Source organism: Roseivivax sp. (assembly GCF_054552075.1).
Map to the genome: position 1 here is coordinate 20,507 of NZ_JBTOLZ010000026.1, position 11,856 is coordinate 32,362.

The 11,856-nt window shown below is 70.0% G+C and carries 14 protein-coding genes; 4 read left to right on the forward strand and 10 right to left on the reverse strand.

Translation table 11 applies throughout. From position 1 onward, the window contains the following. The first annotated feature begins 26 nt into the window (after window positions 1–26). Entirely contained in the window at window positions 27–692 is a 666-nt protein-coding gene (locus tag ACX938_RS16490) for an SGNH/GDSL hydrolase family protein (protein WP_459431865.1), read from the forward strand. A 100-nt stretch (window positions 693–792) separates the two neighbouring features. Here ACX938_RS16490 and rplT read toward each other — a convergent pair whose 3' ends face one another. The 4 genes from rplT to pyk all read right to left on the reverse strand — a co-directional run bounded on the left by rplT (window position 793) and on the right by pyk (window position 3,213). Beyond that, the gene (gene rplT / locus ACX938_RS16495; RefSeq protein ID WP_459431866.1) at window positions 793–1,158 is read right to left on the reverse strand and encodes a 50S ribosomal protein L20; all 366 of its coding nucleotides are present in this window, start codon (window positions 1,156–1,158) and stop codon (window positions 793–795) included. A 28-nt stretch (window positions 1,159–1,186) separates the two neighbouring features. After that, window positions 1,187–1,387 carry a 50S ribosomal protein L35 gene (rpmI, locus tag ACX938_RS16500; RefSeq protein ID WP_232755019.1) on the reverse strand — a complete coding sequence of 67 codons (201 nt, stop codon included), beginning with the start codon at window positions 1,385–1,387 and terminating at the stop codon, window positions 1,187–1,189. 124 nt (window positions 1,388–1,511) lie between these two features. Next, window positions 1,512–1,733 (reverse strand): hypothetical protein, encoded by a 222-nt coding sequence (locus tag ACX938_RS16505; protein ID WP_232755018.1) that lies wholly within the window; start codon window positions 1,731–1,733, stop codon window positions 1,512–1,514. A gap of 34 nt (window positions 1,734–1,767) precedes the next feature. Then, window positions 1,768–3,213: a pyruvate kinase gene (gene pyk, locus ACX938_RS16510; RefSeq protein ID WP_459431867.1), complete on the reverse strand. Its 1,446-nt coding sequence runs from the start codon at window positions 3,211–3,213 to the stop codon at window positions 1,768–1,770. 226 nt (window positions 3,214–3,439) lie between these two features. Between pyk and ACX938_RS16515 the strand changes: the two genes are divergently transcribed. Both ACX938_RS16515 and ACX938_RS16520 read left to right on the forward strand, forming a co-directional pair. Further along, window positions 3,440–3,754 carry a DUF1244 domain-containing protein gene (locus ACX938_RS16515; protein WP_459431868.1) on the forward strand — a complete coding sequence of 105 codons (315 nt, stop codon included), beginning with the start codon at window positions 3,440–3,442 and terminating at the stop codon, window positions 3,752–3,754. Between the two features lie 3 nt (window positions 3,755–3,757). Further along, window positions 3,758–4,789, forward strand: a complete 1,032-nt coding sequence (locus tag ACX938_RS16520) for a DUF5671 domain-containing protein (RefSeq protein ID WP_459431869.1) — start codon at window positions 3,758–3,760, stop codon at window positions 4,787–4,789. Window position 4,790: 1 nt separating this feature from the next. Here ACX938_RS16520 and ACX938_RS16525 read toward each other — a convergent pair whose 3' ends face one another. The 3 genes from ACX938_RS16525 to dgcN form a co-directional block, all read right to left on the reverse strand. Then, complete coding sequence (locus ACX938_RS16525; protein WP_459431870.1) at window positions 4,791–5,654, reverse strand: D-amino-acid transaminase; 864 nt, start codon at window positions 5,652–5,654, stop codon at window positions 4,791–4,793. Window positions 5,655–5,688: 34 nt separating this feature from the next. Then, window positions 5,689–6,654 carry an N-acetyl-D-Glu racemase DgcA gene (dgcA, locus tag ACX938_RS16530; RefSeq protein WP_459431871.1) on the reverse strand — a complete coding sequence of 322 codons (966 nt, stop codon included), beginning with the start codon at window positions 6,652–6,654 and terminating at the stop codon, window positions 5,689–5,691. Window positions 6,655–6,737: 83 nt separating this feature from the next. Beyond that, the gene (dgcN, locus tag ACX938_RS16535; RefSeq protein ID WP_232755012.1) at window positions 6,738–7,739 is read right to left on the reverse strand and encodes an N-acetyltransferase DgcN; all 1,002 of its coding nucleotides are present in this window, start codon (window positions 7,737–7,739) and stop codon (window positions 6,738–6,740) included. A gap of 237 nt (window positions 7,740–7,976) precedes the next feature. Between dgcN and ACX938_RS16540 the strand changes: the two genes are divergently transcribed. Beyond that, window positions 7,977–8,933, forward strand: a complete 957-nt coding sequence (locus ACX938_RS16540; RefSeq protein WP_459431872.1) for an L-malyl-CoA/beta-methylmalyl-CoA lyase — start codon at window positions 7,977–7,979, stop codon at window positions 8,931–8,933. Window positions 8,934–9,161: 228 nt separating this feature from the next. On the opposite strand, the gene ACX938_RS16545 is transcribed toward ACX938_RS16540, so the two are convergent. From ACX938_RS16545 to rplQ, 3 genes are all read right to left on the reverse strand, one after another. Then, window positions 9,162–10,511 (reverse strand): replication-associated recombination protein A, encoded by a 1,350-nt coding sequence (locus ACX938_RS16545; protein WP_459431873.1) that lies wholly within the window; start codon window positions 10,509–10,511, stop codon window positions 9,162–9,164. Between the two features lie 135 nt (window positions 10,512–10,646). After that, the gene (locus tag ACX938_RS16550; protein WP_459431874.1) at window positions 10,647–11,237 is read right to left on the reverse strand and encodes an exopolysaccharide biosynthesis protein; all 591 of its coding nucleotides are present in this window, start codon (window positions 11,235–11,237) and stop codon (window positions 10,647–10,649) included. A 184-nt stretch (window positions 11,238–11,421) separates the two neighbouring features. Then, window positions 11,422–11,847, reverse strand: a complete 426-nt coding sequence (gene rplQ / locus ACX938_RS16555) for a 50S ribosomal protein L17 (RefSeq protein WP_232755008.1) — start codon at window positions 11,845–11,847, stop codon at window positions 11,422–11,424. Window positions 11,848–11,856 lie beyond the last annotated feature (9 nt).

Below are 11,856 nucleotides of genomic sequence, written 5' to 3' on the forward strand. Positions count from 1 at the left end.
ACCCGAGCCCCCTCCCGGAGAATGCCATGCGCCCGCTCCTGATCGCCGCCCTCCTGTGTCTCGCCAGCGCCTGCGGGCGCGGCGTGCCGCCCGGCGCCGAGATCGTGGTCGCGGGCGATTCCATCATGGCCTGGAACCGGATTGAGGGCGCCTCGGTCGCCGATGGCCTGGAGGCGCGGCTCGGCCAGCCGGTGGGCGACGTCTCCCTGCCGCTGGCCCGCGTCACCCGCGCGCGCGGGGCGCTCAGCATCCCCAACCAGCTCACCGGCGTCTCGCCCACCTGGGTGGTGCTCGACGGCGGCGGCAACGACCTGCGCGGGGACTGCGGCTGCAACGACTGCGGCGCGGTGCTCGACCGGCTCCTGTCGCCCGACGGCCGCTCCGGCGCCATCGCGGAGCTGGTCGCGGCGCAGAGGGCCAAGGGCGCGCGGGTCCTCTGGGCGGATTACTACACCTCGCCGATCTACGCCGGCACGATCTGCCGCAGGCCCTACGACGTTCTGGCCGAGCGGCTCACCGCCATGGCGGAGGCCGATCCCGGCGTGGTCCTGGCCGACATGGGCGCGGTCATGCCGCCTGAGCGCGCCGAGCTATTCGCGCCCGACCGGCTGCATCCCTCGCCCCAGGGCTCCGCCCGGATCGCCGCGCATCTGGCCGAAGCGATGCGCGCCGCCGATCCGGCGCTGCGGTGAGGCCGCCCGGCGGGCGGACACCGCCCCCGGCATCCCCCAAAGAAAAAAGCCGCCCCCTGGAGGGAGCGGCTTTCGATGATCTGCGATCAGTGCCCGGCGCTTATGCAGCCAGCGCGCCCTTCGCCTTGTCGACGATCGCGCCGAAGGCGTCGGGCTCGTGCACGGCGAGATCGGCCAGCACCTTGCGGTCGACCTCGATGCCGGCCTTCGACAGGCCGTTCACGAAGCGCGAGTAGGTCAGCGATTCGTCATGCGCACGCACCGCGGCGTTGATCCGCTGGATCCACAGCGCGCGGAAATTGCGCTTGCGGTTCTTGCGGTCGCGCGTGGCGTATTGGTTCGCCTTGTCGACCGCCTGCGTGGCGACCTTGAAGGTGTTCTTGCGGCGGCCGTAGTAACCCTTGGCTGCCTTGGTGATCTTCTTGTGACGGGCGTGGGTCGTGGTCCCACCTTTGACTCGAGACATGATCTAGCTCCTTCTCGTATCCGTGGGATCAGCGATCGTAGGGCATATAGCCCTTGATGATCTTTGCGTCGGGCTCCGACAGGGTCGTCGTGCCGCGCGCGTCGCGGATGAACTTGTTCGTGCGTTTGATCATGCCGTGGCGTTTCCCGGCCTGAGCCGCGATCACCTTGCCGCGGGCCGAGATCTTGAAGCGCTTCTTGGCGCTCGACTTGGTCTTCATCTTGGGCATTTCCATCTCCTTGGCTTGAGCGTCGTTCCACGCAACTCGGCAATGCCACCTGGCCGGCCGCGCGACGTCAGAGCCGCCCCCTTACAAGCGGTCCGATGCGATTGCAAGTCTTCGGTGAAAGCGATCAGCGCAGGCTGGCGATGATGCGGTAAAAGGCCATGGGCACATCGGCCAGGACCAGCCCGCCCTCGGTCGCCTGCCAGGCGTGCACCCCCGCGGCACCCGCCCCGATCAGCAAGAGGAGCGCCACGTAGGGCCGCCGCCCCTCGCTCAGGGCGGCCAGCCCCGAGGTGATCGCCAGCGCCAGGAAGAAGACCCCCAGCGCCAGCGCGATATCCGGCGTCATCGCCCTGCCCCCGTCCCGCTTACCGGGACACAGGTTATTCCGGGTCGGTGGCGTAGATCAAACGTTCGTCGCAGGGCGCCACGCGCAGGATGTTGGTCGTGCCGGTGGTGTTGAAGGGCACCCCGGCGGTCACCACGATCAGATCCTCGGTGGTGGCATATTCCAGCTCGCGCGCCGCCTTGGCGGCATCGACCACCGCCGATTTGAACCGGTCGAGCGGGCCGATGGTCACGCATTTGGTGCCCCAGGTCAGCGCCAGCCGCCGCGCCGTCGACTTCGAGGAGGACAGCGCCAGGATCGGCACCCGCGGGCGTTCGCGCGCCACCAGGAGCGCCGTGGTGCCCGACTGGGTGTAGCAGCAGATCGCCTTGACCTTGGCGCTCTCGGCGATCTCGCGGGCGGCGGCGACGATGCCGTCGGCGACGCTGCGCTTGTCGGCGAGGCGCGAGGCCTCGATAATCTCGGTGTAGGTCGGGTCGCTTTCGACCTCGCAGGCGACGTTGTTCATCGTCGTCACCGCCTCGATCGGGTAGTCACCCGCCGCCGATTCCGCCGAGAGCATGATCGCGTCCGAACCCTCGTAGATCGCGGTGGCCACGTCGGAGACCTCGGCGCGGGTCGGCATCGGGCTCTCGATCATCGATTCGAGCATCTGGGTCGCGACGATCACCGGCTTGGCCGCGGCGCGGCACTTGCGGATCAGGCGCTTCTGGATCGGCGGCACGTTCTGCACCGGCAGCTCGACGCCCAGGTCGCCGCGCGCGACCATGATGCCGTCCGAGGCATAGAGGATCTCGTCGAAGGCCTTCACGGCCGCGGGCTTCTCGATCTTCGACAGGATCGCGGCGCGGCCCTTGGCGAGCCGGCGCGCCTCTTCCACGTCGGCGGCGCGCTGCACGAAGGAGAGCGCCAGCCATTCGACGCCGAGGTCGGCCACGAACTCCAGATCGGTGCGGTCCTTCTCGGAAAGCGCCGCCAGCGGCAGCACCACGTCGGGCACGTTCACGCCCTTGCGATTCGAGATGGTGCCGCCGACCACCACGGTGCAATCGGCGAAATCCTTGCCGCAGGCCTCGACCTTGAGGCGGATCTTGCCGTCGTTGACCAGCAGCGAGGCGCCGGGCTCGAGCGCCTGGAAGATCTCGGGATGCGGCAGGGTCACGCGCTTGGCGTCGCCCTTGGCGCTGTCGAGGTCGAGCCGGAAGGACTGGCCTTCCTCGAGCTCCTCCTCGCCCTTGGCGAAGGCGCCGACGCGCAGCTTCGGGCCCTGCAGGTCGGCCAGAATGCCGATGGTGGTGCCGAGGTCTTCCTCGACCTGGCGGATGATCGCGTGCCGCTCGGCGATTTCCTCGTGGGTGCCGTGGCTCATGTTGAGCCGGAAGACATCCGCCCCCGCCTCGTGCAGCGCGCGGATCATCTCGTAGGTCGAAGAGGCCGGGCCCAGCGTGGCCACGATCTTCACGTTACGCATCCGTCTCATATCGTCCTGCTCCTGTCCGCGCTTCGCGCCGTTACCGCTATCAGTCACCGCGCTTATGACGCATCTCGTCTCGCGCCTCAACTCCAACCGAAGCCGGGCGCCGGATGCAAGCCCGGCGGGGCCCCGCCCTGCCCATCGCAGGGCACTGCGACAGCGGCATGACCCGCCCCTTGCGCCGATGCCCAAAACATCCGACCTATGACCAAAGCGTCAGTAGGAGGCCGCGATGGACGATACAACCCGCACCGAGCTTGAAGCCGCCGCCTTCCGCCGGTTGCGCCAGCACCTGATGGAAGAGCGCACCGACGTCCAGAACATCGACATGATGAACCTCGCGGGCTTCTGCCGGAACTGCCTGTCGCGCTGGTACCAGGAGGCCGCCCAGGAACGCGGCATCGAGATGCAGAAGGACGAGGCGCGCGAGATTTTCTACGGCATGACCATGGCCGAGTGGAAGGCCAACTACCAGACCGAGGCCGCGCCCGAGAAACAGGAGGCCTTCCAGACCGCCTTCGACCAGAACGTCGGCAAGAAGGGCTGAGCCATGCGCCCCGAGGTCCGGCGCGACGACTACGTGCGCGAGGCGCTGGCCCGGGGCACCTCTCGGGCCGAGATCACCCGCGCGCTGACCGGCGCCGGCTGGTCCGAGGCCGAGACCCGCGCCGCGCTCGACGCCTGGGCCGAGGGGCCCGAAGGCCAGCCGGTGCCGCGCCCGGGCCCGGCGCTCGGGGCGCGCGAGGCGTTCCTTTACGCGCTGATGTTCCTGTCGCTGGGCGTCAGCATCGGCTATCTCGTCACGCTGGGCTTTTCGCTGATCGGCCGCTGGTTTCCCGATCCCGCCGATGCGCCGCGTTACGGCGGCTTCAGCGGCACCATGCGGTGGGCCATCGCCAACCTGGTGATCTTCGTGCCGCTGTTCCTGCTGCTCGACCGGCGCATGGTCACCAACCGGCAGGGCGATCCGGCGGGGGCGCGGTCGCGCAGCCGCGCCTGGCTCGGGCATGTGCTGCTGCTTCTGGCCGCCGCGGCGCTGATCGGCGATGCGGTGGCGGTGCTCTATGCCTTCCTTTCCGGGGAGCTGACACCGCGCTTCCTGGCCAAGGCGCTTCTGGTGGCGCTCGCGGCGGGGCTGGTCTTTCTCTACATCCGCGGGCTCATGGCCGAGGCGCGCCGCCCGGCCCCGGACCGGCTGGCGGTCGCGGGCCTAGGTGGGCTGGCGCTGATCCTGGTGGCATCGGCCTTCTGGCAGGTCGGCGGCCCCGGCCAGGGCCGCGCCGAGGCCCGCGACGAGGCGCGGTTCTCGGACCTTCTGGGGCTCACGAGCCTGGTGGCCTGCAAGGCGGCAACCGGCGGCGACGCCCTGCCCGAGGACCTGTCGCCAGGCGAGAGCTGCCACTACGACACCCGCCGCAGCGATCCCTTCACCGAGGCGCCCTATCGCTACGAGGTCTTGAACCCCGGCGAATACCGGCTTTGCGCGGAGTTCGAGCTGCCCGAGCGGCTGAGCGGCCGCGCCGGCAGCTTCGACCCCGAGACCGGCTGCCTCTACCAGCAGGTCGACCTCGGGGCGGGCTAGATCAGACCGCGGCCTTGCGGCTTTCCTCGAGGTAGATCTCGCGCAGGCGGCGGGCCTTGGGGCCGGGCGTGCCCGCGCCGACCGGAGCGCCGTCGATCTCGACCACCGGCATCACGAAGGTCGAGGCCGAGGTGATGAAGGCCTCGTCGGCGGTCTTGGCTTCCTCGATGGAGTAGTTCCGCTCCTCGACCTGCATCTGCGCCTCTTCGGCGAAACGCAGGACGGCGGCGCGGGTGATCCCGTGCAGGATGTCGTTCGACAGCGCCCGGGTCACGATGGTGTTGCCCTTGACGATATAAGCGTTGTTCGAGGTGCCCTCGGTGACGAAGCCGTCCTCGACCATCCAGGCGTCATCCGCCCCGGCCTTCTTGGCCATCATCTTGCCCATCGAGGGGTAGAGAAGCTGCACCGTCTTGATGTCGCGGCGGCCCCAGCGCTGGTCCTCGATGGAGATGACCTTGATGCCCTTGTCGGCCACCGGGCTCGCGGCCAGCCCCGGCTTGTTCTGGGTGAAGAGCACGATGGTCGGCGGCGTGGTCTCGGGGTCGGGGAAGGCGAAGTCGCGGTCGGCGGGCGCGCCGCGGGTGATCTGCAGGTAGACCAGCCCCTCCTCGATGCCGTTGCGCGCCACCAGCTCGCGGTGGATCTCGAGCAGCTCCTCGGTGGTCACCGGGTTCGGCATGTCCAGCTCGGAGAGCGACCGCTCCAGCCGCTTGGCGTGGCCCGGGAAGTCGATGAGCTTGCCGTCGAGCACACTTGTCACCTCGTAGACGCCATCGGCCATCAGGAAGGCCCGGTCGAAGATCGAGACCTTGGCCTCGGTCTCGGGCAGGTAGTCGCCGTTCACGTAGACGGTGCGGGTCATGCGGGTCTCTCCTTGATCGATGCGGCGGCCGCGCTCAGCCCCAGAGCGCCGCCTCGGGCGGGTGCACGCCCGCTTCGTCGAAGCGCAGCGGCGTGTTGCGGTCTTCGGCCAGAAGCAGGGGGCCGTCAAGATCGGTCACCTGCGCGCCCTGGGCGACCAGCGTCGCGGGCGCCATGGCCAGGCTCGAGCCGACCATGCAGCCGACCATCACGCCGTAGCCGCGCGCCCGGGCGTCCTCGCGCAGGGCCAAGGCCTCGGTCAGCCCGCCGGTCTTGTCGAGCTTGATGTTCACGACGTCGTATTTGCCCTCGAGCTCGGGCAGCGAAGCGCGGTCGTGGCAGCTTTCGTCGGCGCAGAGCGGCACCGGGCGGTCGAGCCCGATCAGCGCCTCGTCCTCGCCCGCGGGCAGCGGCTGTTCGACCAGCGCGACGCCCAGCCGGGCCAGATGCGGGGCCAGCTCGGAATAGACCTCGGCGGTCCAGCCCTCGTTGGCGTCGACGATGATCCGCGCCTCGGGGGCGCCGCGCCGCACGGCCTCGAGCCGGGCCATGTCGTCGGGCGTGCCGAGCTTGATCTTCAGAAGCGGGCGGTGGCCGTGTTTGCGGGCCGAGGCCTCCATCTTCTCGGGCGTGTCGAGCGACAGCGTGTAGGCGGTGATCTCGGGGCCCGGGGCGGCAAGGCCCGCCAGCTCCCAGACGCGTTTGCCCGCAGCCTTGGCCTCGAGGTCCCAGAGCGCGCAGTCGACCGCGTTGCGCGCGGCGCCCGCGGGCAGCGCCTTCTGCAGCGCGGCGCGGGTGATCCCGGGGTCGAGCCCCTCGATCTCGGCCGCCACGCTGTCCAGCGTTTCGCCGTAGCGCGCATAGGGCACGCATTCGCCCTGCCCGGTCACGCCGTCGCGGGTGACCCGGACGGTCAGCACCTTGGCCTCGGTGCGCGAGCCCCGGCTGATGGTGAAGGCCTCGGCGAGGCGGAAGACGTCGCGCGTCACTTCGATGGTCATCTCGACCCCCTGTTCGATCCTGGCTGAATTCCCTTGTCCGATGCGATAGCCGGGCGCCACGCAGGACGCCCGGGCTGCGCGGCTCAGACCTTGGCCAGCGCCGCGACCAGCTTGCCCGCGCCGTGGCGGTAGGGATCGACCGCCGGCAGGCCCAGCCGCTCTTCGAGGCCGGCCAGGTAGCTGTCGGCTTCCTCGTCCGAGAGCGCCTTGGTGTTCACCGAGATGCCCACCACCTGGCAGGCCGGGTTCGCCACCCGCGCCAGCGTCAGGGACAGCTCGCGCAGCTCCTCGAGGCTCGGCAGGCTGTAGTCGGGCAGCCCGCGCATATGGGTGCGGGTCGGCTCGTGGCAGAGGATCAGCGCATCCGGCTGGCCGCCGTGAATGAGCGCCATGGTCACGCCCGAGTAGGAGACGTGATAGAGGCTGCCCTGCCCTTCGATCACGTCCCAGTGGTCCGGGTCGTTGTCGGGCGTCAGCCATTCCACCGCCCCGGCCATGAAGTCGGCCACCACCGCGTCGAGCGGCACGCCCTCGCCGGTGATCAGGATGCCGGTCTGGCCGGTCGCCCGGAAGGAGGACTTCATGCCCTGTTTCTTCATCTCGGCGTCCAGCGCCAGCGCGGTGTACATCTTGCCGATCGAGCAATCGGTGCCCACGGCCAGCACCCGCTTGCCCTGGCGCTTCTTGCCGTCGGCGATCGGGTATTGCACCTCGGGCACCCGCACGTCGTGCAGCGCGCGGCCGCGCTCTTCGGCGCGGGCGGCGAGGTCCGCCTCGTCGTGCAGCAGATTGTGCAGCCCGCTGGCGATGTCGAAACCCGCATCGAGCGCCGCCAGCAGCACCTCTTTCCAGGCCTGGGAAATCACCCCGCCGCGGTTGGCCACGCCGATCACCAGCGTCTTGGCGCCGGCGGCGCGGGCCTCCTCGAGCGTCATGTCGGTGAGCCCCATATCCGCCTGGCAGCCCTCGAGGCGCAGCTGGCCGACGCAGTTCTCGGGCCGCCAGTCCTTGATGCCCTGGGCGACCTTGGCCGCCAGCGGATCGGGCGCATCGCCGAGGAAAAGCAGATAGGGTGTCTCGATCATCACTCTCTCCTGTTCTTTGCGCCAAACCTAGCGGAGCGGCGCGGAATGTCTTGCGGAATTCTGCGCGAAATCCCCGGTGGGATCGGGGGATTGTCCCGGCTTGTCCAGAGATGCCGGGACGATCTTGCGTGACGCCGCGCAGTTTCTGCGTCTGCAAAATCCGGTTGCAGAAGCGCTCGCAAGATAATATCGCAAATGCTGACGCATATGTAATTTCCTTACCAAGGTGGAGGCCCCATGTCGTTCCGCATCCAACCCGCGCCCGTCGCCCGGCTCAACCGCTGCCAGCTCTTCGGCCCCGGCTCGCGGCCCGCGATCTTCGAGAAGATGGCGGCCTCGGAGGCCGATGTCATCAACCTCGACCTCGAGGATTCCGTCGCCCCCGACGACAAGGCCGAGGCCCGGAAGAACGTCGTGCAGGCGATCGGCGACATCGACTGGGGCGAGAAGACCCTCTCGGTGCGGATCAACGGGCTCGACACGCCTTATTGGTACCGCGACGTGCTGGCCCTGGTCGAGGAGGCGCCCGACCGGCTCGACCTGATCATGATCCCCAAGGTCGGCACGGCCGGCGATCTCTACGCCGTCGACGCGCTGGTGACCGCCGCCGAGGCCGCCGCGGGTCGCGGGCGGCGGCTCGGCTTCGAGGTGATCATCGAATCGGCCGCCGGCATCGCCCATGTCGAGGAGATCGCCGCCGGTTCGCCCCGGCTGCAGGCCATGAGCCTCGGCGCGGCGGATTTCGCGGCCTCCATGGGCATGGCCACCACCGGCATCGGCGGCACCCAGGAGGGCTACTACATGCACCGCGAAGGGCAGAACTACTGGGCCGATCCCTGGCACTGGGCCCAGGCCAATATCGTCGCCGCCTGCCGCACCCACGGCGTGCTGCCGGTCGACGGGCCCTTCGGCGATTTCTCCGACGAGGAAGGTTTCCGCGCCCAGGCGCGCCGCTCGGCCACCCTGGGCATGGTCGGCAAATGGGCGATCCACCCCAAGCAGGTGGCGCTGTCGAACGAGGTCTTCACGCCCACCGCCGAGGCCATCGGCGAGGCCCGCGAGATCCTCGAGGCCATGGAGGCCGCCAAGGCCCGTGGCGAAGGCGCGACGGTCTACAAGGGGCGGCTGGTCGACATCGCCTCGATCAAGCAGGCCGAGGTGATCGTGCGGCAGGCGGAGATGATCGGGAAGTAAGCTTCGGTCTGGGGCCGGTTGTCCGGGCGTGCTGGCGCCCGGTGCCCGGGCGGCGAGGGCTCTGCCCTCGCGCTCCCGAGGTATTTTCGCCACGCTGAAGGCAGGGGGCGGCGTGCTTTTGGCCCAGCGGGCGGGCTGCGGGTGGTGAGTGTGGAATGCGCGCCTTTGCGGGGCGCGCTTTTTTGCTGGGCGGGTGTTTCTGGCTGTGGGCGGCGGCGCGGCGCGCGGTCAGCCGCCGCGCTCGCGGCGGAGGCGGGCGAAGTAGTCCTGGCGCTTCTTCAGTTCGCGTTCGAAGCCGCGCTCCACGGGGCGGTAGAACTCCGGGCGCGCCATGCCTTCGGGAAAGTAGTTCTGGCCCGAGAAGGCCTCGTCCTGGTCGTGGTCATAGGCGTAGCCCGCGCCGTAGCCCTGCTCCGACATGAGCTTGGTCGGCGCGTTCAGGATGTGTTTCGGCGGCGGCGCCGAGCCGGATTTCCGCGCCGCCTCGCGGGCGGCCTTGTAGGCGCTGTAGGCGGCGTTCGATTTCGGCGCGAGCGCCAGGTAGATCACCGCGTTGGCCAGCGCCAGCTCGCCCTCGGGCGAGCCGAGGCGCTCGTAGCTCTGCCAGGCCTCGAGGCAGACCCTTTGCGCCTCGGGATCGGCCAGGCAGATGTCCTCGACCGCCATGCGGGTCAGCCGCCGCGCCAGGTAGCGCGGGTCCTCGCCGGCCTCGAGCATCCGCGCGAACCAGTAGAGCGCGGCATCGGGGTCCGAGCCGCGCACCGATTTGTGCAGCGCCGAGATCAGGTTGTAATGGCCGTCGCCGGACTTGTCGTATTGCGCCGCGCGCCGCATCAGCCGCTTCGACAGCGCCTCGCGGCCGAGCGGCGCCTCGGTGCTCCAGGCGGCGATCTGTTCGACCAGGTTCAGAAGCGCCCGTCCGTCGCCGTCGGCCATCTCCAGAAGCGCCCGGCGCGCGCCCTCGTCGAGCGGCAGGGGCGCGCCCAGTTCCGCCTCGGCGCGCGCCAGGAGGTCGGCCAGGTCCGGCTCTTCAAGGCGGGTCAGCACCATGACCTGGGCGCGCGACAGAAGCGCCGCGTTCAGCTCGAAGCTCGGGTTCTCGGTGGTGGCGCCGACGAGCAGGATGGTGCCGTCTTCCATATGCGGCAGGAAGCTGTCCTGCTGGGCCTTGTTGAAGCGGTGGATCTCGTCGACGAAGAGCAGCGTCCCCTGCCCCGCCCGGCGGCGCTGGCGGGCGGCGTCGAAGACCTTGCGCAGTTCGGCCACGCCGGAAAAGATCGCGCTGATCTGCACGAACTCCAGGTCGGTCTCATGCGCCAGAAGCCGCGCGATGGTGGTCTTGCCGACCCCGGGCGGGCCCCAGAAGACGATCGAGCCGAGCGCGCCGCCGTCGAGCATGACCCGCAGGGGGCCGTCGTCCCCGAGGATCTGGTCCTGGCCGATCACCTCGTCGAGGCTTTGCGGCCGGAGCCGGTCGGCCAGGGGGCGCGGCGCGCGGTCGGGGCCCGCGGCGCGGGACTGGGGCGTCTCGGGGCCGGGGCGCTCGGGCGCGGGGTCGCTGTCGAAGAGATCGCCCATCAGCGGCGCGCCTCTCGCGCGGCGCGGGGGCGCGAAGGGGCGGCGGCGGCGCGGGGCAAGGGCCGGAAACAGGTCATGGGCCGAGATATGTCGCCCGCCCGCGGGCTTTGCAAGCGCGCGGGCAAGGGGCGTCGCTCAGATCGGCAGCCTCAGGAGCGCCCAGACGATCACCCCGACCGCGCCCGCCGAGAGCGCAAACCCCAGCGCCATGAGGAGCCCGTCGCGCAGGGTCAGCGCCAGGCCGATCATCGCGATCGCCGCCATCGGCGCGGTGCTGGCGAAGGGCACCAGCTCCAGCGCCGGGACGGTCAGGCAGAGCGTCACCACCACCAGCGCCGCGAGCCGCCGCACCGGGCCGCGCACCAGCATCGGCAGGCGGCCGGGGAACCAGCGCTCGACGCGCTGCCCGGCGGGGCGCAGCATCTCGATGGCCTGGTGCAGACGCTCCCCCTCGACCGAGCGGGCGCGCAGCACGGCGGGCGCCCAGATCCGGTCGCGGCCAAGGGCGATCTGCACCGCGAAAAGGCTGATCAGCAGCGCCAGCAGCGTCGGCACGCCGGGGATGCCGCCGAAAGGCGTGATCTCCAGGAGCGCGGGCAGGAAGAGGAAGGGCCCGTAGCCGCGCCCGCCAAGCGCGTCCACCGCCTCGCCCAGGGTCAGCCGCCCGTCGCCGGTGGCCGCCTCGATCCGGTCGAAGACATCCTCGATGCTGTGCGTGCGCTGCACGGGGGGCCTGTCCTTTCGTTGCGTCCTCGCCGGGGACAGATAGGCATTCCGCGCGCCGCTGCCAGTGCGGAGGCCCGCGAGGGGCCATGCGGGGCGCGGAAAAGGGCCGGAAAAGAAAAGGCCCCGCCGGGGGAACCGGCGGGGCCAGGAAGATCGGTCGGGCGCGGAACGCGCGCCCCGGGGATCACTCCTCGTCGGCGAAGGCCTCTTCGGCCTCGAGACGGGCCTTGTCGCCCGCGCCTTTCGCCTCGGGATCGCGGTCCACGAGCTCGATGATGGCCATGGGCGCCATGTCGCCATAGCGGAAGCCGGCCTTCAGGACGCGGATGTAGCCGCCCTGACGCTCGGCGTAGCGGGGGCCCAGCACTTCGAAAAGCTTCTCGACGTGGGCATCTTGCTTGAGCTGCGCTGCGGCCTGGCGGCGGGCGTGCAGATCGCCGCGCTTGCCGAGCGTGATCAGCTTCTCGACGATCGGGCGCAGTTCCTTGGCCTTCGGCAGGGTCGTCTTGATCTGCTCGTGCTCGATCAGCGAGCCGGCCATGTTGGCCCAGAGCGCCTTGCGGTGCTCATGGGTGCGGTTGAGGCGACGGTAGCCTTTTGCGTGACGCATTGTCGTGTC